General features: G+C 70.3%; 21 protein-coding genes. 13 read left to right on the forward strand and 8 right to left on the reverse strand.

Annotated features, from left to right (window positions below; genetic code table 11):
* Nucleotides 1–12 precede the first annotated feature (12 nt).
* Nucleotides 13–1446: an adenylosuccinate lyase gene (gene purB, locus GVV86_RS15955; protein ID WP_159620518.1), complete on the reverse strand. Its 1434-nt coding sequence runs from the start codon at nucleotides 1444–1446 to the stop codon at nucleotides 13–15.
* Nucleotides 1447–1588: 142 nt separating this feature from the next.
* On the opposite strand from purB, the gene GVV86_RS15960 reads away from it, so the two are divergent.
* From GVV86_RS15960 to GVV86_RS15985, 6 genes are all read left to right on the forward strand, one after another.
* Nucleotides 1589–1879, forward strand: coding sequence for a hypothetical protein (locus tag GVV86_RS15960; RefSeq protein WP_159803355.1), 291 nt, complete (start codon nucleotides 1589–1591; stop codon nucleotides 1877–1879).
* Nucleotides 1876–3219: a lipase family protein gene (locus tag GVV86_RS15965; protein ID WP_159803356.1), complete on the forward strand. Its 1344-nt coding sequence runs from the start codon at nucleotides 1876–1878 to the stop codon at nucleotides 3217–3219. The genes GVV86_RS15960 and GVV86_RS15965 overlap by 4 nt, the downstream gene beginning before the upstream one ends.
* A 9-nt stretch (nucleotides 3220–3228) precedes the next feature.
* Nucleotides 3229–4359: a histidinol-phosphate transaminase gene (locus GVV86_RS15970; protein WP_159803357.1), complete on the forward strand. Its 1131-nt coding sequence runs from the start codon at nucleotides 3229–3231 to the stop codon at nucleotides 4357–4359.
* Between the two features lie 129 nt (nucleotides 4360–4488).
* Nucleotides 4489–5670 (forward strand): pyruvate dehydrogenase (acetyl-transferring) E1 component subunit alpha, encoded by a 1182-nt coding sequence (pdhA, locus tag GVV86_RS15975; protein ID WP_159620525.1) that lies wholly within the window; start codon nucleotides 4489–4491, stop codon nucleotides 5668–5670.
* Nucleotides 5670–6644 carry an alpha-ketoacid dehydrogenase subunit beta gene (locus GVV86_RS15980; protein WP_159620527.1) on the forward strand — a complete coding sequence of 325 codons (975 nt, stop codon included), beginning with the start codon at nucleotides 5670–5672 and terminating at the stop codon, nucleotides 6642–6644. The genes pdhA and GVV86_RS15980 overlap by 1 nt, the downstream gene beginning before the upstream one ends.
* 9 nt (nucleotides 6645–6653) lie before the next feature.
* Complete coding sequence (locus GVV86_RS15985) at nucleotides 6654–8099, forward strand: dihydrolipoamide acetyltransferase family protein (protein WP_159803358.1); 1446 nt, start codon at nucleotides 6654–6656, stop codon at nucleotides 8097–8099.
* Nucleotides 8100–8211: 112 nt separating this feature from the next.
* On the opposite strand, the gene GVV86_RS15990 is transcribed toward GVV86_RS15985, so the two are convergent.
* The 4 genes from GVV86_RS15990 to GVV86_RS16005 form a co-directional block, all read right to left on the reverse strand.
* On the reverse strand, nucleotides 8212–8835 hold the full coding sequence (locus tag GVV86_RS15990; RefSeq protein ID WP_159620531.1) for a hypothetical protein: 624 nt from the start codon (nucleotides 8833–8835) through the stop codon (nucleotides 8212–8214).
* Nucleotides 8836–9303: 468 nt separating this feature from the next.
* Nucleotides 9304–10626 carry an aminotransferase-like domain-containing protein gene (locus GVV86_RS15995; protein WP_159803359.1) on the reverse strand — a complete coding sequence of 441 codons (1323 nt, stop codon included), beginning with the start codon at nucleotides 10624–10626 and terminating at the stop codon, nucleotides 9304–9306.
* Nucleotides 10627–10712: 86 nt separating this feature from the next.
* On the reverse strand, nucleotides 10713–11897 hold the full coding sequence (locus GVV86_RS16000; protein ID WP_159803360.1) for an FAD-dependent oxidoreductase: 1185 nt from the start codon (nucleotides 11895–11897) through the stop codon (nucleotides 10713–10715).
* 82 nt (nucleotides 11898–11979) lie between these two features.
* The gene (locus GVV86_RS16005; protein ID WP_159620536.1) at nucleotides 11980–12948 is read right to left on the reverse strand and encodes a LuxR C-terminal-related transcriptional regulator; all 969 of its coding nucleotides are present in this window, start codon (nucleotides 12946–12948) and stop codon (nucleotides 11980–11982) included.
* Nucleotides 12949–13386: 438 nt separating this feature from the next.
* On the opposite strand from GVV86_RS16005, the gene GVV86_RS16010 reads away from it, so the two are divergent.
* The 3 genes from GVV86_RS16010 to GVV86_RS16020 all read left to right on the forward strand — a co-directional run bounded on the left by GVV86_RS16010 (nucleotide 13387) and on the right by GVV86_RS16020 (nucleotide 14816).
* Nucleotides 13387–13527 carry a hypothetical protein gene (locus GVV86_RS16010; RefSeq protein WP_159620537.1) on the forward strand — a complete coding sequence of 47 codons (141 nt, stop codon included), beginning with the start codon at nucleotides 13387–13389 and terminating at the stop codon, nucleotides 13525–13527.
* An 86-nt stretch (nucleotides 13528–13613) separates the two neighbouring features.
* The gene (locus tag GVV86_RS16015) at nucleotides 13614–14582 is read left to right on the forward strand and encodes a lantibiotic dehydratase C-terminal domain-containing protein (protein ID WP_159803361.1); all 969 of its coding nucleotides are present in this window, start codon (nucleotides 13614–13616) and stop codon (nucleotides 14580–14582) included.
* 42 nt (nucleotides 14583–14624) lie between these two features.
* The gene (locus tag GVV86_RS16020; protein ID WP_120166358.1) at nucleotides 14625–14816 is read left to right on the forward strand and encodes a hypothetical protein; all 192 of its coding nucleotides are present in this window, start codon (nucleotides 14625–14627) and stop codon (nucleotides 14814–14816) included.
* Between the two features lie 85 nt (nucleotides 14817–14901).
* Here the strand turns inward: GVV86_RS16020 and GVV86_RS16025 are convergent, their stop codons facing one another.
* Nucleotides 14902–15465 (reverse strand): NAD(P)H-dependent oxidoreductase, encoded by a 564-nt coding sequence (locus GVV86_RS16025; RefSeq protein WP_159803362.1) that lies wholly within the window; start codon nucleotides 15463–15465, stop codon nucleotides 14902–14904.
* A gap of 96 nt (nucleotides 15466–15561) precedes the next feature.
* Here GVV86_RS16025 and GVV86_RS16030 point away from each other — a divergent pair, with 96 nt between their 5' ends.
* Both GVV86_RS16030 and GVV86_RS16035 read left to right on the forward strand, forming a co-directional pair.
* Nucleotides 15562–16161: a TetR/AcrR family transcriptional regulator gene (locus GVV86_RS16030; RefSeq protein ID WP_159803363.1), complete on the forward strand. Its 600-nt coding sequence runs from the start codon at nucleotides 15562–15564 to the stop codon at nucleotides 16159–16161.
* A gap of 76 nt (nucleotides 16162–16237) precedes the next feature.
* A complete protein-coding gene (locus GVV86_RS16035) occupies nucleotides 16238–17269 on the forward strand; it encodes a Gfo/Idh/MocA family protein (RefSeq protein WP_159803364.1) in 1032 nt (343 codons plus the stop codon).
* On the opposite strand, the gene ald is transcribed toward GVV86_RS16035, so the two are convergent.
* Complete coding sequence (ald, locus tag GVV86_RS16040; protein WP_159803378.1) at nucleotides 17266–18378, reverse strand: alanine dehydrogenase; 1113 nt, start codon at nucleotides 18376–18378, stop codon at nucleotides 17266–17268. The two genes, GVV86_RS16035 and ald, sit on opposite strands and share 4 nt — an antisense overlap.
* A 308-nt stretch (nucleotides 18379–18686) precedes the next feature.
* On the opposite strand from ald, the gene GVV86_RS16045 reads away from it, so the two are divergent.
* Complete coding sequence (locus tag GVV86_RS16045) at nucleotides 18687–19895, forward strand: PucR family transcriptional regulator (protein ID WP_159803365.1); 1209 nt, start codon at nucleotides 18687–18689, stop codon at nucleotides 19893–19895.
* On the opposite strand, the gene GVV86_RS16050 is transcribed toward GVV86_RS16045, so the two are convergent.
* Nucleotides 19857–20270, reverse strand: a complete 414-nt coding sequence (locus GVV86_RS16050) for a helix-turn-helix domain-containing protein (protein WP_159620543.1) — start codon at nucleotides 20268–20270, stop codon at nucleotides 19857–19859. The genes GVV86_RS16045 and GVV86_RS16050 overlap by 39 nt on opposite strands.
* A gap of 195 nt (nucleotides 20271–20465) precedes the next feature.
* Here GVV86_RS16050 and GVV86_RS16055 point away from each other — a divergent pair, with 195 nt between their 5' ends.
* Entirely contained in the window at nucleotides 20466–20723 is a 258-nt protein-coding gene (locus GVV86_RS16055) for a hypothetical protein (RefSeq protein WP_159803366.1), read from the forward strand.
* Nucleotides 20724–20758: the final 35 nt, after the last annotated feature.

Here is a 20758-nt window from a genome sequence, read left to right on the forward strand (position 1 = left end):
CGGCCGGCGGAGTCAGGACCCGAGGTGGTCGACCAGCCGGTCGGCGATCCCGGTGTAGGTCGAAGGGGTCAGCCCGAGCATCCGCTGCTCCGCCTCCGGGCCGAGTCCGAGGCCCGAGACGAACTCGCGCATGCGGTCGGCGTCGACGCGCCGACCCCGGGTCAGGTCCTTGAGCCGCTCATACGGGTCGTCAAGGCCGGCGGTGCCCGCGACGGCCTCGGCGCGCATCACCATCTGGATGGCCTCGCCGAGCACCTCCCAGTTGCCCTCGAGGTCCGCGGCGATGGCCGCGCCGGCCACGTCCAGCCGCTGCAGGCCCTTGATTACATTGCTCACCGCCAGGAGGGAGTGCCCGAAGGCCACCCCGATGTTGCGCTGGCTCGAAGAGTCGGTGAGGTCGCGCTGCCACCGGGAGGTGACCAGGGTCGAGGCGAGCACATCAAGGAGGGACGAGGAGATCTCGAGGTTCGCCTCGGCGTTCTCAAACCGGATGGGGTTCACCTTGTGCGGCATGGTGGAGGACCCGGTGGCCCCGGCGACCGGGACCTGCGCGAAATACCCGATGGAGATGTAGCTCCAGACATCGGTGCAGAAGTTGTGGAGGATCCGGTTGAACCGGGCAATATCGGAGTACAGCTCCGCCTGCCAGTCGTGGGACTCGATCTGCGTGGTGAGCGGATTCCAGGACAGGCCGAGCCCCTCGACGAAGCCGCGCGCCACCTGTTCCCAGTCCGCCGAGGGGACCGAGGCATAGTGGGCCGCATAGGTCCCGGTGGCTCCATTGATCTTCCCAAGGAATTCGGTGGCCTCGATGCGCCGTAGCTGCCGGGAGAGCCGGTGGGCGGTGACGGCCATCTCCTTGCCCAGCGTGGTCGGCGTGGCGGGCTGGCCGTGGGTGCGCGAGAGCATCGCGACGGACCGGGAGTCCCGGGCGAGGTCCTCGATGGCTCCGACCAGGCGGCGGGCCGCGGGCAGCCAGACGTCCCGGACGGCGCCCTTGATGCCCAGGGCGTAGGAGAGGTTGTTGATGTCCTCCGAGGTGCAGCCGAAGTGCACGAGGGGCTTCAGGCGCTCAAGGCCGATGCCCGGGAGCCGGCGCCCGATGAAATACTCGACAGCCTTCACGTCGTGGACCGTTACCTTCTCGATGTCCGCGAGTTCCGCGGCCGAGGCGGCGTCGAAGGAGGTGACGATGGCGCGCAGCGCCTCCTCCTGCCCCGCGTCGAGGGGGCCGGCGCCCGGGACGACGGAACTGCGGGTGAGGTGGATGAACCACTCGACCTCGACGTGCAGGCGGTCGCGGTTCAGGGCCGCCTCGGACAGATGGTTCACCAGGGGTGCGGACGCCTCCCGGTACCGGCCGTCCAACGGCCCGAGGGCCAGCGAGGGGGCCTCTCCCTGGGGAATGGATGCAAGGTCAACACGGGTCGGGGAGGTATCAGCCATGCTCCGATTCTTTCACGGCCCGGACGGCCGGCGGACTCCGGGCCCTCGGCGCAGCGAGCATCCACATAGGCGGCCGGCGGACAACCCCGGCAGCGGACGGCACTAGCATCCTGACATCCGGCAGCAGCACAAGGAGGCCGCCATGACAGCTCAGGGGATCGTTCGGCTCCCCAACGGGGACGCCGCCGACCTTGGAGGCAGGCTGCTGCGGCAGGCCCGCGAGCTCGAGGAAATCCGCCACCGGGCGGCCGGGGTGGCGGCCCTCGACTGGGAGTCCCCGGCGGGCCGCAACTTCCGGCAGTATCTGGCCGGGCGCGCCTCAGCGGTCGGAAGCGCGGCCGAACTGCTTGAACAGGCGGCCCGGCTGGCCGAGGTGTACGCCACCGAACTCGGCCACGCCGCGGGGGCCGTGGCCGGCAGCACCGGGCCGTGAGCTCCGCCGGCGGCTACGATCCGGCCCCGGTCCCCGCGTCCGGACCGGGACTGAGCGTGCGCGGCGGCCTGGGCGGCATCCGGTTCCAGTGGGAGGAACTCGACCGGGCGGCGGTGGAACTCGGCGGGCTGGCCGAGGCCGTGCGGGAGGTCTCCACGGCCCTGCTGCACCTCAGCATCGAGCTTGAGCGCACCCGACTGGCGTCCGCATGGCTCCCCGGCGGCCGGGAGGCCTGCGCCGCCGGACGGGCCGCCGCCGAAGCGCTCGACGCCGCCCGCGGGCGCACCGCGGAGTCCGGCAACGAACTTCAGGAGACCGCCGGCCGGATCACCCGGGCCCGCCTGGCCTATCTCGCCGCGGATGCCGCGGCGCGGCTCGCGGTCCTTGGCGCCACGGAGTCGGTGGAACTCTCGGCCCGCGCCGCGGCCTCGGCGGCCACCCGGGAGGGGCTGCTGGTGCCGGGCCCGCTTGCCCTCACCACGCCGGCCGAGGTGGAGCAGCTGGCCTTTGGGGGAACCGTCGAGGCGATCACCGACCGCCTTGCCGCCGTGGAGGCGGCGCCGCCCGGTTCCTTCGAGATCCTGCGCACCGACGGGCCCGCCGGACCGGCCTACCTCGTGATCCTCCCCGGCACGCAGCCCTCGGAGCCCGGCAATCCCTTCGACGCCACCGGTATCGCGGAGGCCGTCAATGAGGACAGCCGCTATGTCGGGGCCGCGGTGGCGCAGGCCCTGCGCGAGGCCGGAGCAAGGCCGGGTGAGACCGTCCTGCTCGCCGGCTACAGCCAGGGCGGAATGCACGCAATGAACCTGGCGGCCGGCGGCGCCGTGGGCGGCACCTACGACGTCCGCCTGGTGGTCACCCTGGGTTCCCCCACGGGCTGGGAACCGACGGGGACGGCCGAGTACCTCCACCTCGAACACGCCGCCGACACCGTGCCCGCGCTCGACGGCGGCCCCGCCCCGGACGAGCCGAACCGCGTCACCGTGCGGGCCGATTCCCCCGTTCCCGCCCTGCCCGCCGGACCCGGGGCCGAGGGCAAGGGGCTCGGTGCCGCCCACAAGCTTGCGACCTACGCGCAGACGGCGGCGCTCGTCGACGCCAGCGCCCTGCCGTCCCTGGCCCCGGCCGCGGCGGCCCTCGCGGCAACCGGGGGACGTGCCCAGCGCCACCTCTACCGGGCGGTCCGGCGCCCCGCGGAACACCCTGCCGCCGCGGCGCCGGGCAGCAGCCGGCCGGGCGGCCGCGCCGGACTCCCGGCGGGCGTTCCGGCGCCGCCCGCGGGGCAGGGGCCGGCGGGCACGGGACCGGCCGGCCCTCCACCGGCGGCCCGGCGCTAGGCTATGGGCATGACGTCGAACAACAGCCAGAGCACCGAGGCCGCCGCGGGTATCTCCCCGCGCAGCGTGCTGGGAAAACTTCCGCGCTACGCCGCGGGCAAGCCACCCACGGTTCTGGAGGGGGTGCAGAGCTACAAGCTCTCCTCGAATGAGAACCCGCTGCCGCCGCTGCCGGCCGTCCTGGCCGCCATCCGCGACCGCACCGACATCAACCGGTATCCGGACCCGGCCACCACCTCGCTGCGGGGAGAACTCGCCTCCTTCCTCGGCGTGCCGGCCGAGGACATCGTGACCGGCGCGGGAAGCCTTGGCGCCCTCAACCAGATCCTCGCCGCCTTCGCCGGCCAGAACGACTTCGACGCCCCGGACGAGGTCATCTACGCCTGGCGCTCCTTCGAGGCCTACCCGATCTGCGTCGGGCTCGCCGGGGCGGAGTCCCGGCCGGTGCCGGTCCGCGCCGACGGCACCCACGACCTCGACGCCATGGCCGCCGCTGTCACCGACCGGACCCGCGTGATCCTGCTGTGCACCCCCAACAACCCCACCGGCCCGGCGCTGTCGGCCGCCGCGGTCGAAGACTTCCTCAACCGCGTGCCTGCCTCGGTTGTCGTCGTTCTCGACGAGGCGTACCAGGAATTCGTCCGGGACGCAGGTGTCGTGGACGGGCTTGAGATGTACCGCAGGTACCCGAACGTCATCGTGCTGCGCACCTTCTCCAAGGCGCACGGACTGGCCGGGCTCCGGGTAGGGTATTCGGTGTCCCAGCCCGGACTCACCGCGCACCTGCGGATGAGCGCGGTGCCCTTCGCGGTGTCGCAAATCGCAGAGACCGCCGCCCTGGCCTCGCTCCAGCACTTCGACGAGGTCGCTGAGCGGGTCCAGGGCATCGTTGATGAACGGGTCCGCGTGGTGGAGGGCCTCAGGGCGCTGGGCTGGAAGATCCCCGACGCGCAGGGAAATTTTGTCTGGCTCGCCCTCGGTGAGTCCACTCCGGACTTCGCGGCGCAGGCCGACCTGCAGGGCCTGTCCGTGCGGGCCTTCGGCACCGAAGGCGTGCGGGTCAGCATCGGGGAGCCCGAGGCCAACTCCCGGTTTCTGGCGCTGTGCGCAGGATACCCGGTGGCGCCCGGCGGGTGCTGACCAGACATAAATAGGTTCAACCGCCGTCACTGGCTAGTGTGGGAGCCGTACGTTTAACGAACATATGTATCCCGGTGTATGCGTCCACGAAGCATTCCAATAGGGGCATACGTCGACTGAGGAGTGGTCATGACTGGCACCCGTTTGCCTGCGGCTGAATTCGAATCGGAGGAGATTGCCCTCGCCGCCGCCCCGCCGGGACCCGACGGCGGCCCGGGCATGGTCCAGTTTCTCGACCCCGAGGGGCGCCTGGACGACCATCCCGAATTCGGCGCCTTCTCCAGCGGCACCGGTGCGGAACGGCTCAAGGCCCTCTACCGGGACATGTACCTCATCCGCCGGTTCGACCAGGAGGCCACCGCCCTGCAGCGACAGGGCCAGCTGGCGCTCTGGGTGCCCCTGACCGGCCAGGAGGCCGCCCAGATCGGCTCCGGCCGGGCCCTTCAGTCCCAGGACTATGTGTTCCCGACCTACCGGGAGCACGGCGTCGCCCTGACCCGCGGCGTCCGGCTCTCCGAAATGCTCCGCCTGTTCCGCGGCATCACCAACGGCGGGTGGGACCCGCGCGAGACCAACTTCCACCTCTACACGCTCGTTCTTGCCGCCCAGGCCCTGCACGCCGTCGGCTATGCCATGGGCCTCCAGCGCGACCAGGCCGCAGATCCCACCCTGGCGCCGGCGGCGTCGGTGGCCTATTTCGGCGACGGGGCGAGCTCCGAGGGCGACGTGCACGAGGCGATGGTGTTCGCCGCCTCCTTCAACGCCCCCGTCGTCTTCTTCTGCCAGAACAACCACTGGGCCATCTCGGTACCCTCATCGGTGCAGACCCGGGTGCCGCTGGCGCAGCGGGCCGAAGGGTACGGCTTCCCGGGGATCCGGGTTGACGGCAACGACGTCGTCGCCGTCGAGGCCGTCACCAACTGGGCACTCGAGCACGCCCGCAGCGGCAAGGGCCCGGTCCTGATCGAGGCGTTCACCTACCGGATGAGCGCGCACACCACCGCCGACGACCCCACGAAGTACCGGCTCTCCCGCGAAGAGGAGGACTGGCATCCCCGCGACCCGCTCGCCCGCCTGGAGAAGCACCTGCGCACCACCGGGAAGGCCGACGATGCCTTCTTCGAGGAGCTGGTCGGTGAGGCAAAGGCCATGGCCGTCGAGCTGCGGCGCGACGTGCAGGCTATGCAGCCGCCGGGACTCGAGGAACGCTTCAACACCGTGTATGCGGAGCCGCATCCGCTGGTGCAGGAGGAGCTGCAGGCGTGGCGGGACTACGAAGCAGGCTTCATTGGAGAGGAAGAAACGTCCTGATGGCAGTGATGACGGTCGCCAAGGCGATCAACGAGGGGCTCCGTGCCGCCCTTGAGAACAATCCCAAGACGCTGCTCATGGGGGAGGACATCGGCGAGCTCGGCGGCGTCTACCGCATCACCGAGGGCCTGAAGCGGGACTTCGGCGCCGACCGGGTGGTCGACACCCCGCTGGCCGAGTCCGGCATCATCGGCACCGCCATCGGCCTGGCGCTGCGCGGCTACCGGCCCGTGTGCGAGATCCAGTTCGACGGCTTCGTGTTCCCGGCCTTCAACCAGATCACCACCCAGCTGGCCAAGCTGCGCACCCGCAGCGACGGCATGCTTGGCGCTCCGGTCGTCATCCGCATCCCCTACGGCGGCGGCATCGGCAGCGTCGAACACCACTCGGAGTCGCCGGAGGCGCTCTTCGCACACACCGCCGGGCTGAGGATCATCACCCCCTCAAATCCGCAGGACGCCTACTGGATGGTCCAGCAGGCCATCGACTGCCAGGACCCTGTCATCGTCTTCGAACCCAAGCGCCGGTACTGGCTCAAGGGCGAGGTCGACACCGTCAACGCCCCGCCGGGCCCGTTCACGGCGCAGGTCCTGCGGGAGGGCTCCGACGCAACGGTCGTGGCCTACGGCCCGCTGGTCCCGGTGGCCCTCGCGGCGGCGGAGGCGGCGCAGCAGGACGGGCACAGCGTCGAGGTGATCGACCTGCGCTCCATCTCGCCCATCGACTTCGACACCGTCACCGCATCCGTGGCCAAGACCGGCCGCCTGGTGGTGGCCCACGAGGCGCCGACCTTCGGGGGCATCGGCGGGGAGATCGCCGCCCGCATCTCCGAGCGTGCCTTCCTCTCCCTCGAAGCGCCGGTCATCCGGGTGGGCGGTTTCCACATGCCCTACCCCGTGGCGCGCACCGAGGAACATTACCTGCCCGATATCGACCGAATCCTCGAGGCCCTTGAGCGGGCCTTTGCCTACTAAGGACACCGAATGGCACTGAACACTTTCCACCTCCCGGATGTCGGCGAGGGGCTCACCGAGGCCGAAATCGTTTCCTGGAAGGTCCAGCCCGGCGCCGTCGTGGCCGTGAACGACACCATTGTCGAGATCGAGACGGCGAAGTCGCTGGTCGAACTGCCCTCGCCGTTCGCCGGCGTGGTCTCGGCCCTGCTGGTGGCGGAGGGCGACACCGTCGAGGTGGGAACCGCAATCATCGCCGTCGAGGACGCCGTCCCGGCCCCAGGGGAGCCCGCCTCCGGCGGCCCGGCCGCCCAGACGCCGGCCCCCGAAATGCCCGGCGAGCTGACCACTCCGCCGCCGGCTGAACCCGCGGCCGGACCGGAGAACGGACCTCTCGTCGGAACCGGCCCCAAGGCCGACGCGGTCCGCCGCAGGCCGCGGCGCGCCCCCGGCGCGAACACCCCCGAGCCGGCGCCCGCGCCTCCGGCACCGCCGGCTCCTGCCGTTCCGGCGGCCCTCCCGGCGGCCGGCGCCGACGGCACCGGTCCCGCTGCGGGCCGGCCGGACCCGCGGCCCGGACCGCTGAACCAGCTGCTCAACCGCGTCCTGGCTAAGCCGCCGGTGCGCAAGGCCGCGCGGGACCTCGGGATCAACCTCGCCGATGTTCCCGCCACCGGGTCATCCGGCGAGGTGACGAAGCAGGACCTGATGAGCTACCAGGCCCAGCGCGACGCCGAACAGGACGGCGCCGACTCGTTCTGGGACGACCGGAAGAAGCACGGCGCCGGCCGGATCGAGCGGATCCCCGTGAAGGGGGTGCGCAAGGCCACCGCCAGGGCGATGGTGCAGAGCGCCTTCTCCGCGCCGCACGTCAGCATCTTCGTCGACGTCGATGCCTCCCGCACCATGGAGTTCGTCAAGCGGCTTAAGGCCTCCCGCGACTTCGAGGGCATCAAGGTCTCACCCCTGCTGATCCTGGCCAAGGCCGTGATCTGGGCGGCGGCCCGCAACCCCTCGGTCAATGCCACCTGGACCGACGACGAGATCCTCGTGAAGCACTTCATGAACCTCGGGATCGCCGCGGCGACGCCCCGCGGGCTGATGGTGCCCAACATCAAGGACGCACAGAACCTGTCCCTGAAGGAGCTCGCCCTGGCCCTGAACGACCTGGCGGTGACTGCGCGGGCCGGGAAGACCCAGCCGGCCCAGATGCAGGGCGGCACCCTGACCATCACCAACATCGGCGCCCTCGGTATCGACACAGGAACACCGATCATCAATCCCGGCGAGGTGGCGATCGTGGCGTTCGGCACCATCAAGCAGAAGCCGTGGGTGCTTGACGGCGAGGTGATCCCCCGGTGGATCACCACCCTCGGCGGTTCCTTCGACCACCGGGTGGTCGACGGCGACCTCAGCGCCCGCTTCATGGCCGACGTCGCCTCGATCCTCGAGGAGCCGGCGCTGCTGCTCGACTAGCAGGTAGGTGGTCGTCGCACCGGGGATAAGTGACCATGCCGCGGTGCGGCTGCCGCCCCACCGCGGCACGGGCGGGATGAGCACCCCGGCGCGCGGGGATGAGGGCGTCGAATTACCCGCTCAGACCAACCTGGTGGTTCACGCCGGCCTGATCGACCTTGCGATGGAAGTGCATCCCGGCTTTGCCTCCAAGGAGGGCGCCGATAAGCGGGACAATCACCGCAATCGCCAGGGCGATGATGCCGCCCGTGGTCAGGGTGCCCTCATTGATCGGAATTCTCGGGAATCCGTTCAGGCCGCTGAGGAGGTTGAATTCACTGCCTGCGATGGCGCCGATGATGGCCAGCACGACGGCGACCACGATGGCCCACAGCCAGACGGCAAGGCCCTGTTTTACGCCGTCGAACCTCGCCATCCGACCGGCGACGTAACCGCCGCAGTAGTAGGCGATGAACAGGATTACTGCGAGAAGGACAGCACCGACAACCCCGACGGTCTCCGCGTTCTGGGTGGCTTGTTCCGCAACCTCAGCCGGTTCGGCATTGTTTGCGACGCCGACACCGGCGCCGAGGGCGGTGAGCAGCGCCGTGAGGAGCACGGCGATGCCGGTGGCAGTCATCCAGCCAAAGAAGGCCGACCCAAACTTAATTCCGCCGAATTGACGCCTTTCCTCGGCCACGACGGAGTCCCGCCTGCCTTTTGGGGACGACGCCCCGGAGGTGTGTTGATTATCCATTGTCTTCTCCCTGCAGGATGGTTTCACCGTGGCTGGTTGAAGTTCGAAGCCCAGGGCGAACGCTGACTGTTCGGCCCTTCCGGCGAGAGTGCTCGGTCTGTTCGATGGATGGGGCGCGTGTCGTTATTGGCCCTCTTTGATGTCTTTTCCGGCCGCGCTGATGCGGTCCTCAAGGCCGGCTCTGAAGCCGCCGCCGTTGGTGCGCGGCTCCTGTTGTGTCCTTCAACCGTAGGCACGCTTGTTGGGAGGCAACAACCACTGTCACCGAACTGTAACTGGGAGGACGGGTTTGTGATCCCGCTGTGATCTTCGCGCCGGCCGGTCCTGTGCACCCGGCCGCGGCAGAGCCGCCGCCGTCAGCCCGGGTGGCGGAAACCCCCGTGCAACGCGTTGTCGTGCCCCCGCGGGGCCGGGCCGATGGGTTGCCCGAGCCCCGCCCGGGAGGCGCCCGTCAGGAGTTGCTGGACGTCAGGAATTGCTTGAGTGCGCCGCGTTCTGCGGCGGGACCGACGCCAGGGCCCGCTGCAGGATGGGCGCAAGCCGGCGCACGCCCTCTGCGATGTCCTCCGGGGAGACCGCGCTGAAGGCCAGGCGGAGCTTGTTCGACGCCTCGTCCGAGGGGGTGAAGGCCGCGCCGGGAATGAAGACCACGCCGGCATCGATCGCTTCGTAGAGCAGGGGATAGGTGTCGATCCCTTCGGGCAGGGTCACCCAGACGAAGAAGCCGCCTTCGGGGGTGGTCCAGTGCACGCCCTCCGGAAGGTGCTCGGCCAGCGCGGCGAGCATCGCCTCGCACCGCTCCCGGTACAGCACCCTCATGGTCTCGAGGTGGCCGCGCCAGTCATAGTCCGTCAGGTAGGCGCTCACCAGCATCTGGGTCAGCGGCGACGGGCAGAGCACCACGGCCTCGCATGCCAGGTAGAAGCGGCGGTGCAGGTGGCGCGGAACCAGCGCCCAGCCCAGCCGGACACCCGGGGCGAAGATCTTCGAGAACGAGCCGAGGTAGATGACGTCGTTCGGGTTGCCCGCCCGCATCGGCGCCAGGGGGTGGCCGTCGAAGCGGAGCATGCCGTAGGGGTTGTCCTCGAGCACCAGGATGTTGTTGTCCCGGCAGATGTCGACGACGCGCTGGCGCCGGCCGGCCTCCATCGTGACCCCGCTGGGGTTGTTGAAGCTGGGGATGGTGTAGAGCAGCTTGATCGACCGGCCCTCCTCCTTCAGCCGGAGGATGGTGCGTTCGAGCTCTTCGGGAATGAGGCCCTTGTCGTCCATCGGGACGGTGACGACGTCGACCTCGTAGGCCTCGAACGTGTTCAGTGCCCCGACGTAGGTGGGATCTTCGCAGAGAATCACGTCGCCGGGGTTGCAGAAGACCTTGGCGGCGACGTCCTGGGCCGACTGGGAGCCGGTGGTGACCACGATGTCGGCCGGGTCGGCGTCGGTGATCCCTTCGGCGGCCATCACCTCGCAGATCAGTTCGCGCAGCTCCTCCATGCCCTGGCCGCCGCCGTACTGAAGGGCTTCGAGGCCCTGCTCGGCGATGATCCGCTGGGCGGTGCGGCCCAGGTCCTCGAGGGGCAGCGAACGCAGGTACGGGCTGCCTCCGGCGAGGGACACAAGGCCGGGCCGGATTGAAATATCGAAGACATCGCGGACCGCCGACTGCTTGATGTTGGCGGCACGGGCCGAGTAGAGCACGTCGTGGCGGGCCGCATAATCGGCCACCCGCTCCAGGGCTGCTTCGGTTTCGGCGGGAATCACTTCGTGGCTTGAGTCACTGGAGTTCGTCACCCCCCGAGTCTAGGCGGCGGGTTCACCGGGGGGCAACAGCTGTTGCCCATATGGGGTGCGCGCCCCCACGTCGGCCGGGGAACCGCTCACGCTGGTGCCCGCCACGCCAGGACGGACGAGCCGGCGCGGGCAGCGACGCGGCCCGGGAGAAGCCTCAGCAGTGCGTTCCGGGCGGCGACACCGGCCGGCGCGCGGACGTCCGCCCCCAACCGGCCGGCCGTGGCGGACCGGCGGGCGATCCGCTGCGTGCGGGGGCGGCGCTGGGCGTCATAGCTGCCGAGGGCGGCGGCCAGGGAAGCACCCTCGTTCACCGCGCGGGCAATGAGCAGACCGACGCACGCCCCGTCCTCAAGGGAGGAATTGGCCCCCTGTCCCAGGGTGGGCACCATTGCGTGGGCGGCGTCCCCGATGAGCACGGCGCGCCCGTAGACGTACGTCTCAAGGGCCGGCGCGAGCGCGTAGACGTCATGGCGGAGGACCACCTGCCGGGGTGTCGCCCCGATCAGCGAAGGGACCGGCTCGGCCCAGCCGGCGAAGTGCCGCATCGCGGCGTCCTTCTCATCGGGCCATTGTTGGCCTTCCTCGGAGAAGGTGTACCCATACCAATACACGGAGCTGGCGCCGAGCCGCAGTGCCCCGAATTCGGCACCCGGGCCCCACCGCACCGCGAAGCCGTTGGCCGCGGTAGGGAAATCCCGGACGACGCCCCGCCAGGCGGACTTCCCGCTGTACCGGGGTTCCGACGCCGGCGCGAGCTGTTGACGGCAGGCACTGCGCAGGCCGTCGGCTCCCACGACGAGATCCGCGTCGAGGGCCAGATCCCCCTTGTCCGAGACGCAGAACACGACTGCCCGTGGCCCGTCCGGCCGACCCGGGTCGATGCCCACGACCCGCGCGCCGGGCAGAAGGGTGGCTCCCTGGGCGGATGCCAGGAGCAGGCGGTGCAGTTCCCCGCGGTGGATGCCGTAGGCCGTCGGGGGCGGGCGCCGGGGGGTGCCCGAGGGGATACGCACCAGCCACCTGCCGCGGTGGTCCTGGCTGCCCGCCATCTGCACGGGATGGCCCGCCCCTTGCGCCGGGGCATCGATCCCGAGCGTCGAGAGCGCGGAGAGGCCGTTGGGCGTCAGAGCCAGCCCGGCCCCGACCTCCGCGAACCGGCGGGCCTGCTCGAGCACGGTCACGGTCCATCCCTGGCGCAGCAGGGAGCAGGCGGCGGCCAGCCCGGCAATGCCGCCGCCGACAACCACGGCGTTCCGTCCGGTTCCGGCCATTCCATCCCCCGCTCGCAGTACCTCCGCCGGCCCATGCTACGCCCGGGCGCAGCCGTCCGGCGGCCGGGACGCTTTGTCCCGTCTAGATCCAGCCGGCGTCGCGGGCTTTGACCCCCGCCTGAAAGCGGCTGTCGGCCCGCAGCGTCTCGAGCATCCAGGCGATGTGCCGGCGGCAGGTGCGCACATTGATGTCGAGGCGCCGGGCGATCGATTCATCGGACAGCCCGGCGGCCAGCCCCTGGAGAATGGCGTGTTGCATGCTGTTGAGGGGGGTCTGCGTGGGATCCGGGGCCAGGAACGGCTCGCTCAGTTCCCACGCCACATCGAAGAGCAGGGTGAAGATGTGGATGAGGCTGGGGTCGCGGATCACCAGCGCCGCCTTATCGCCGGCGTCGAGCTGCCGGGCCACCAGGGCGAGTTTTTGGTCGAAAATCATCATGCGCAGCGGTACGAACGGAAGGGCCCCGAATTCACCGCCGCCGGCCTGGATGGCGGTGACGGCCTTGCGGGTTGGCACGTGGTCACGGGTGCTCACGTCGTAGAGCGTGCGGCGCCGGACGCCCCGGTTGAGGAGGTCGAGGTCCTTGCGAATGCTTTCCTCGTGCACATCGGCGGTGGAGCCCTGGCCGGGCTGGGCGATCAGGACCTTTTCGGAGACGTCCCTGCCGTAGTCGATCAGCACCCGGTGGATCAGGTGGGGATCCTCAAGGGTTTCCACCGAGGTGCTCGACACGCTCTGCTTGCGCGCCTCGAGGAAGATCGGCACGAGGCTTGAAAGCTCCCGGCGGCGTGAACTGATGCGCATCTTCAGCTCCTGCAGGGAGCGCTCGTCGGCGTCGACGAGGTCCGCGAGGGCGACATCGGGTGAGACCGCGACGAAGCCGGCGGTGCCGGCGGCCTGGGGGCCGAGGAGGCGGCGGGCCTGAAGCTCGGTCATGGCATTGTCGATCTCGCGCAGCGTCAGCCCCAGCGCCTCGGAGGCCTGCTCCTTGGTCCAGCCGGGATGGCCGACGGCGTAGCGGTACAACTCAAGGCATGAACCATCGAGCATGAGACCTCCTTCTGGACGGACACCGGGCGGCGCGTCGGCGGCCCGCCCTTCCCCAGAGTACAGACGAGCCCGGGCCGCCCCGCCAATCCCGCGGTGGCGCTCCCGCCGGCTCGACGGCGCGAAAAACATGGCATGTCCAGTTAATGACACCGCGGGCGGAGTGGCAACCCGCGGGCGTTGGCGCTCCACTGTTCCGCGTATTTCCGGGGATTCCCGCGGGTATCCGGGGTACGACGGCCGCCGACCGGGCGGCCGGAAGTCCGGTTCCGGCCATGTCCTGAAGCGGCCATCCGGGGGGCTGGACACGCCGGGACAGTCCGACCATTCTGGGTAGACCGGAAAGGCGGTGCTGGTGGAACGGCGGCATCGAGAGGCCCGACTCACAGGTGCGTCGGCTATTCCTGCCGGGAATCAGTCCCACTGCGAAAGGTGATCTCCATGAAGAAGCTCCTCGGCACAGCCGCCGGAATCCTCATCCTCATGGGAGCGGTGTCACCGGCGGGCCCGGCCGTCGCGGCAGGCAGCGCCGAATCGCCGCGTGGAGACCTCGTCGCCGGCAGTTGGGACTGGCCGAAGTAAGACGGAACGCCGTGCGTGTTGGTACGGCGGCGTTCCCCCCGATCCCGCCCCAGCGGGGTAACCACTAACCCTGAAGGAGAGGGCCCATGAGTCAGCTCACCACCGTTCGAACCGCCTCACGAACGGCCGGGAGCACTCAATGGTGGCACCTCACCTTCACCACGGGTGGCTTCGATGTAGCGGACGGCATCATCGAAGAGCTGGTTACCCCCCTGGTGGCGCAGGCCCGCTCGCTGGGAGCCAAGCGCTGGTACTTTTCCCGCAGCGGCGACCCGGCTACCCAGGTGCGGGTGAACATCCAGGCCCACCCCCGTGTCCTTGAGAAACTCCAGGGCCTCCAGCGTGACCAGCGGATTCACCGCAGCGCTGCCAGGCCGAAGGTCTCGATCCGGCAGCACACCTCAAGCCCGGCGGTGGACCTCTACTACTTCGGCGGAGTCGGAGAACCCGATCCGCAGCTCGAGGCCGACCTCATCACCTACGGCGGCTCGGCCGGGCTCGAACTGGCCGAGCAGGTCTTCGAACTCAGCTCGGACCTTTCCCTGTGGGCCGTGCAGCGGTTCACCCGCATGCAGAGCCGCTCGGCGCTGGGGGCGCTGATTCTCTTCGATTCAACCCAGGCCATGATGCGCGGGCCGCGCTCGGGTACCTGGCCCGAACGGCGGCGGGACTCCTGGGACTCCTACTGGGACAACCACCTTGCGGCCTGCACCGCCGAGCTGGGTGTGCGGGCGCCGGCCGTTCGGCAGGCCATGACCGAGCAGGTCCGCGCCAAGAGCCCGGCGTTCCACAGCCTCATGGGGGCCACAGCGGCTGAAGCGACCGTTCAACACTGGCGCCGGCGGTGGTTCTCGGCCCTTGACTCCTACCTGAGCAGCGCGGACAAGGCCGGCGTGAGCCGCGGCGCCCGCCACCTGACCGTGTACCAGGCACACATGACGCTTAACCGGCTGGGCTTCCTGCCCCGGGAGGAGGCGGCCCTCGGGCTTCACGCCCGGACCTGGAGCCCGCAGGTGCCGGCGGGGGCTCGGCGCCGGCTGCACAGCACCTCCTGACCGCCACGACCCGCAGCGCCCCCCCACCAGAAGAAGGTTCCCATGAGCGACCGCAGTGATTTCGTTATCGCCGCCGACGACCGTGATCTGACAGTGGCCCTTGGATGTTCCGCGGCGGCGCTTGCGTCCCTGAGGGACAGCGGGGTCCTCGCGAGTTCCGGCGAACTCTGGGAGGTGGGCCCGGCGAGGGACTACCTCCGGGACGCCGCCTGGGCCGACAGCCTGTGGCACTGAGCGCCGGCGCGGCCGTACCTCGTTAAACGGCGGAAGGCCGGGCAGTTGCCCGGCCTTCCTGATCAACACCAGCGATTAAGCTCCGTTACGCGGCAGCCGGTTCCTTGGCGGCACCGGAGAGCGCGTTCAGGATCGCGGTGACCTGCTCGACGAGCTCGGCGTCATCCTTGGGGTGGATCTCGGCGAACCGGTCCATGCTCGCCCCGACCGACAGCTGTGCATCCTCGAGCACCGAGGCGCCGGCAACGCCGAGCGAGCGGCGGGCGTCGTCGTGGGCGCGTACCGCACCGTAGGGGCTCATGGAGGAGCCGATCACGGCTGCGGGCTTGGCCGAGATGGAGCTCGCGCCGTAGGGGCGGGAGGCCCAGTCGATGGCGTTCTTCAGCACTGCGGGAATCGTGCCGTTGTACTCGGGGGAGACGAGCAGGACGGCGTCGGCCTCGGCCACTGCGGCACGGAACTTCGCGGCGGCGGCCGGAACGGCGCCGGGTACATCGAGGTCCTCGTTGTAGAACGGGATGCTGGTGAGGTCGTCATAGGTCACGATGCTCACGTCACCCGGGGCAACCGCAGCTGCAGCTTCGGCGATCTGGCGGTTGTGTGAATTTCCGCGGAGGCTTCCGACGAGGGTGAGGATGGTCGTGGTCATGGGTACTCCTTGTGAGGGTAATGGGTCTCGGCCCTCAGGCCGCTGCCTACTGTAACCGGACCGCGGTCCACTTTATTCCGCACTATGCTTGGACCTATGTCGGGCAGGAATCCAGTGCTCCGGCTCTCCGGCAACGACGGCGAGCGGGCCGATGCCGCGCGCAACCGCCAGCTCCTGCTCGAGGCCGCCGTCCGGATCGTGGAGCTGCACGGACCCGAGAAACTCACCATGGACGAGGTGGCCCGCCACGCCGGAGTGGGCAAGGGCACGCTGTTCCGCCGGTTCGGGAACAAGACCGGGCTGATCCAGGCGCTGCTCGATCAGTCCGGGAGGGACTTCCAGGCCGCATTCATGTCCGGGCCGCCTCCCCTCGGTCCCGGGGCAGCCCCGGGGGAGCGGCTGAAGGCGTTCGGCGAGGCGTCGATCCGGCGGTGCGAATTCCAGGGCCACCTGCTGCGGGCCGCGCAGGAGGGGCCGGAGGCGCTCGGCCACCCCACGCAGCGGCTCTCCCGACAGCACCTTGGCCTTCTCCTCCGTGAGGCCGGAACCACCGGCGACATCGAACTGGCCGCGTACCAGCTCGCCGCCTACCTCAATGCCGGGCTGCTGATCCACCTCATGGAGGAGCGCCGGATGCCGCAGGAGCGCCTCATCGCGGGCTGGAACGAACTGGTCGAGCGCTTCCTGCCAAGGTAGCCGGATGGGCGCAGGGGGCTGGCCGCAGGGCGCGCCCGTCCGCGGACGGACGGACGCATCCCGGTACGCTGGGGCCATGCATAAGATCCGCGCGGCGCTCTTCGGTTTTGGTCTCGGCGGAAGGGTCTTCCATGCCCCGTTCCTCGCCGCTGACCCCCGGTTCGAGCTGAAGGTCATCGTCACCTCCGATCCGGGGCGCGCCACGGCCGCACGGCAGGCCTACCCGGGGGCCGCCGTGGTGTCCTCGGCGGAGGAGGCCCTCGCCGGGGCCGCAGACCTGGACCTGGCCGTCATCAGCACGCCGCCGGCCACCCACGCCGCGCTGGCCGGAGCGGCGCTGGAGGCCTTGCTCCACGTCGTCGTCGACAAACCCTTCGTCGTCGACAGCGCCGAGGGCGAGCGGCTGGTCGAACTCGCCTCCTCGCGTTCGCGGGTCCTGACGGTATTCCAGAACCGGCGGTGGGACGGCGACTTCCTCACTGTCGAGCGGCTGGTCCGGGAGGGCGCCCTGGGCCGGGTGCGGAGGTTCGAATCGCGCATGGAGTTCTTCAAGCCCGCGGTCGCCAAACCGTGGAAAAAGAGCGCCGGCCCCGACCAGGGCGGAGGCATCCTCTACGATCTGGGCCCGCACCTGATCGACCAGGCCCTGAGGCTCTTCGGCCCGGCGACCCTTGAGCACGCGGAGCTGGCCACGGCCCGCTCCGGCGGCGGCCCGGACGACGACGCGTTCGTGGTCCTGCGCCATGAGCAGGGAGTCCTCTCCCACCTGGCGATGAACTTCCTCGCCCCGCAGGCCGGGCCCCGGTTCCGCCTCACCGGAACGGAAGCCTCCTACACGAAGTGGGGCGTCGATCCGCAGGAAGCCTCGATCGAGGCCGGGATGCTCCCCGGGGACCCCCTGTACGGGCGCGAACCGCAGGAGCTGTGGGGCCGGCTCGGCCTCGACCCGTCGGCGGAGCCGGTGGAGACGGCCCGCGGCGACTACGGCGCGTTTTACCGGCAGCTCGCCGGGGCTGTCCGCAGCGACGGGACCATTCCGGTGGACCCTGAGGATTCCCTGGCGGGCCTGCGCCTCATTGAGCAGGCCCACCGGCTTGCGGGCGGTTAGATCAGATCCCGCCAGTCCTCGGCAAGCTGGAGCCCGTGCGCCTCGGAAACCGAGGAGTGCGCCACCTGGCCGGCGGCCGTGTTGAGCCCGCGGGCCAGGGCCGGGTCCGCCTCGAACGCCGCGCGCACGCCCCGGTTGGCCAGGGCCACCGCGTAGCGCAGGGTGACGTTGGTCAGCGCATAGGTCGACGTGTTCGGGACGGCGCCCGGCATGTTGCCGACGCAGTAGAACAGCGAGTTGTGGACCTTGAAGGTCGGCTCCTGGTGGGTGGTGACGTGTGAGTCCTCGAAGCAGCCGCCCTGATCCACCGCGATGTCGACCAGCACGCTGCCGGGCTTCATCCGCGAGACCATGTCGTTGGTGACGAGCTTGGGGGCCTTCGCCCCCGGAATGAGCACCGAGCCGATCACCAGGTCCGCCTCGAGCACCGACTTCTCGATCTCGAAGGCGTTCGAGGCCACGGTCTTCACCCGTCCCGCGTACTGCGCGTCGAGCTCGCGCAGCCGGGCGATGTTGATGTCGAGGATCGTGACCTCAGCCCCGGTACCCACGGCCATGGCCGTGGCGTTGGTGCCGGCGACACCGGCGCCCAGCACGGTGACCTTGGCCGGGCGCACTCCGGGGACTCCGCCCAGCAGCAGGCCCGGGCCGCCGGCCGGGGCGGTCATGACCTGGGCGCCCACCTGGACCGAGAGCCGCCCCGCGACCTCGGACATCGGGGCGAGCAGCGGGAGGGCGCGCCCGTCCTGGACGGTCTCGTAGGCGATGGCGGTGACCCCGGCGTCCAGCAGGTTCCGGGTGAGCTCGGCCTCGGCCGCGAGGTGCAGGTAGGTGAAGAGGATCAGGCCCTCCCGGAAGCGGTGGTATTCCTCCTTGATCGGCTCCTTGACCTTGAGGACCATGTCGGCACGCCCCCAGACCTCGTCGGCGTCCTCAAGAATCTGGGCGCCGGCGGCCTGGTATTCCGCATCGGTGATGTTGGAGCCGGTTCCGGCGCCCCGCTCGATCAGCACGGTATGCCCGTGGGTTTGGAACTCGTGGACGCCCGAGGCCGTGATGGCGACGCGGTACTCGTTGTTCTTAACTTCTTTCGGGACGCCGATGATCATGGGGTTCTCCAGGTGTCGTTCGGGCAGGCGCCCGGTGGGGCGTGCTTCAAGTATGAGCGGCACCCAAACCGCTGTCTGCTGCTTTGCCGGGGTTGCGCCGCGCCGCCCGCGCGATGCCGCGCGGAGGGCTGCCCGCCGGACGGGCGTCCCGGCCCGCCCGTGCCCGCGCTGGCGCACGACGCCGGGGCTGCACCGCTTCCTGTGTCCCAGGTCACTAGCAGCGGGAGCCGGTGAAAGCAATCGACATTCGTCGAGTCCGGGAGCGGCAAATGTCGCCCCGCTGCCGGTGCAGCCCCTAGGCTGGCGGGATGCACACCTCCGCCATCGAGGACGCCGTCGAGCGGATCGCCGGGACACTGCGCCGGGGTCTTTCACTCGAGGACCTCGACGGCGTGCTGGTGGCCTACAGCAGCCACCAAAGTTCCGCGGACCGGGTCCGGGTCAATTTCCTGCTGAGCAAGAAGGTTCCCGCCGACGTCGGTGCCTGGCAGCTCCGGCACGGGATCGGGACCGCGGTGCGTCCCGTGGCTGTCCCGGCGAACGCCGACCTGGGGATGTTGGGCCGGGTGTGCGTGCCCCTGCTGGTCAAGGGTTTCCGGGTGGGATATCTCTGGGTGCAGCAGGAGTCCGAGGCCGATCCCGCCGCGGACATCCTCGCCGCCCTTCCCCGGGTCCGCCCTGACCTGGACCGGCTCGCCGAGCTCCTGCTTGAGGACAATACGGCCGACTCCGAACACCGCACGCGCCGGGAGACGGACTTCCTGGCCGCCTGCGGCGGCACCGCCTCCGCCCTCGAAGACCTCTGGGGGTGGCCGGAGGTCGACGACGGCGGTCCGTGGCAGGTCGCCGTGATCGCCGACGCCGGCGGCCCGCGGGCGGCCGATCCCGAAGCGGGCACGCTGATGCACCGGGCCGCCGCCCTGCAGGCGACGGTCGGCGTCGAACCGTTCCTCTTCAGCGCCGGCGCGCCGACGCATGCGGTCCTCCTCCTTCGCGCAGGGGTCGGCTATGCCGCCCACGCCGATGTCCTGCGGCGGTACGGGGAGGGCCTGGCCAAGCGCGCGGGGCGCCCGGCCGCACTGCCGGTCCTGGGCCTGGGGGAGCCCTTCGCGGGCCTTGAGCGGCTGGCCGAGTCCTACGGCCAGGCCCGCTGCGCCGCGCAGGCCGCCGGCGTCGAGCCGCAGCTCGGCACGATTGTCGAGTACCGCTCGATCGGCGCCTACCAGATGCTCGCGGCAGTGGGCTGGCAGGCGGCGGCGGCCCGGAGCATCTACTTCGCCGAGCTGGAGGAGCAGGACCGGGCCGGGGAGCTGCTGCCGGTGCTCGAGCTGCTGTACGACAAGAACGGGTCGGTGCAGGATGTCGCCGCGCAGCTGCACCTGCACCGCAGCAGCGTGTACAACCGCCTCGCGCGGATCCGGGCGATCATCGGAGCCGATCCGCTCGGCGGTGCGGTGCGGCTCGAGCTGCACCTCGCCCTAAAGGCCCGCCGCTGGATGCTCCGCCCGAGGTTCTGAACCGGCCCTGCGGGCGCCTTGGCGGCGGAGCCACTGTTCGATGTCGCTGCGCCGGATGCGCCGGTGCGAGCCGCGGTACTCGGCGGCGATCTCCCCGGCATCGGTGAGGTTGCGCAGGTAGGTCGGGGAGATCCCGGCCAGTTCGGCGGCCTGCGAGGTCGTCAGCAGTTCGGCCACCGAGGAGCACTGCACGGTGTCGCCCGCGCCGAGCCGTTCGAGCAGGTCGACCACAGCCTCGCGTGCACCGGCGGGCAGGCGGAACGCCGTCCCGTCGACGAAGACGGTGATGTCGGAGCTGTCGGCAAGCGCCCGTTCGAGCCTTGCGGCCTCGGCGGGGGGCAGCGCATCGGTGGTGCGGGGGGCTCGTGGCGGCATGGGGACATTGTGCCAAAGATGGGCGCCCTGCGGGTTCTTGGGGCCTCCGTTTCCCAAAGCTTGCGTCCAGCAGGTCGGCGCTGATGCGGTGCGCGGACTATCCGGTGGTCTGGGCCGGTAGTATCCTAAGTTGATCAGTATCCTTACTTCCGTTCGCGGCCGACGTCGACCGCTTGAAGCGAGATGGTGAAGGCAATGACGACAATCAACTCAACGCCCGGCACCGCCCGGCCGGGGGCGGCCCCCGTCGAAACCGGCGAACGCCCCTGGTGTCACCGCTGCGGCACCGACGATTTTCTGATTTTCGAAGAGTACGTCCCGCCCCGGCTCCCGAGCGGCGGCGGAGCGATCCTTCCCGCCAGCGCGGGCTACTCCTGCTCGGAGTGCGGCGGCTTCGCCGGGCACACGGTGCCGGCGGACTGGAGCCCGCCGCACTGGTTCTGGTACAGCTGACCTCCCCGGGCCGGTCCCCCCTCGCGTACCGCCCT

The organism is Arthrobacter zhaoguopingii (assembly GCF_009828595.1).
In the GTDB taxonomy this organism is placed as follows: Bacteria; Actinomycetota; Actinomycetes; order Actinomycetales; family Micrococcaceae; genus Arthrobacter_D; species Arthrobacter_D zhaoguopingii.

Bases quoted from the DNA above. Each gene is read 5' to 3' on its own strand.
- purB (WP_159620518.1), bottom strand. From the start codon at position 1,446: ATGGCTGATACCTCCCCGACCCGTGTTGACCTTGCATCCATTCCCCAG.
- GVV86_RS15960 (WP_159803355.1), top strand. From the start codon at position 1,589: ATGACAGCTCAGGGGATCGTTCGGCTCCCCAACGGGGACGCCGCCGAC.
- GVV86_RS15970 (WP_159803357.1), top strand. From the start codon at position 3,229: ATGACGTCGAACAACAGCCAGAGCACCGAGGCCGCCGCGGGTATCTCC.
- pdhA (WP_159620525.1), top strand. From the start codon at position 4,489: ATGACTGGCACCCGTTTGCCTGCGGCTGAATTCGAATCGGAGGAGATT.
- GVV86_RS15980 (WP_159620527.1), top strand. From the start codon at position 5,670: ATGGCAGTGATGACGGTCGCCAAGGCGATCAACGAGGGGCTCCGTGCC.
- GVV86_RS15985 (WP_159803358.1), top strand. From the start codon at position 6,654: ATGGCACTGAACACTTTCCACCTCCCGGATGTCGGCGAGGGGCTCACC.
- GVV86_RS15990 (WP_159620531.1), bottom strand. From the start codon at position 8,835: ATGGATAATCAACACACCTCCGGGGCGTCGTCCCCAAAAGGCAGGCGG.
- GVV86_RS16000 (WP_159803360.1), bottom strand. From the start codon at position 11,897: ATGGCCGGAACCGGACGGAACGCCGTGGTTGTCGGCGGCGGCATTGCC.
- GVV86_RS16005 (WP_159620536.1), bottom strand. From the start codon at position 12,948: ATGCTCGATGGTTCATGCCTTGAGTTGTACCGCTACGCCGTCGGCCAT.
- GVV86_RS16010 (WP_159620537.1), top strand. From the start codon at position 13,387: ATGAAGAAGCTCCTCGGCACAGCCGCCGGAATCCTCATCCTCATGGGA.
- GVV86_RS16015 (WP_159803361.1), top strand. From the start codon at position 13,614: ATGAGTCAGCTCACCACCGTTCGAACCGCCTCACGAACGGCCGGGAGC.
- GVV86_RS16020 (WP_120166358.1), top strand. From the start codon at position 14,625: ATGAGCGACCGCAGTGATTTCGTTATCGCCGCCGACGACCGTGATCTG.
- GVV86_RS16025 (WP_159803362.1), bottom strand. From the start codon at position 15,465: ATGACCACGACCATCCTCACCCTCGTCGGAAGCCTCCGCGGAAATTCA.
- GVV86_RS16030 (WP_159803363.1), top strand. From the start codon at position 15,562: ATGTCGGGCAGGAATCCAGTGCTCCGGCTCTCCGGCAACGACGGCGAG.
- GVV86_RS16035 (WP_159803364.1), top strand. From the start codon at position 16,238: ATGCATAAGATCCGCGCGGCGCTCTTCGGTTTTGGTCTCGGCGGAAGG.
- ald (WP_159803378.1), bottom strand. From the start codon at position 18,378: ATGATCATCGGCGTCCCGAAAGAAGTTAAGAACAACGAGTACCGCGTC.
- GVV86_RS16045 (WP_159803365.1), top strand. From the start codon at position 18,687: ATGCACACCTCCGCCATCGAGGACGCCGTCGAGCGGATCGCCGGGACA.
- GVV86_RS16050 (WP_159620543.1), bottom strand. From the start codon at position 20,270: ATGCCGCCACGAGCCCCCCGCACCACCGATGCGCTGCCCCCCGCCGAG.
- GVV86_RS16055 (WP_159803366.1), top strand. From the start codon at position 20,466: ATGACGACAATCAACTCAACGCCCGGCACCGCCCGGCCGGGGGCGGCC.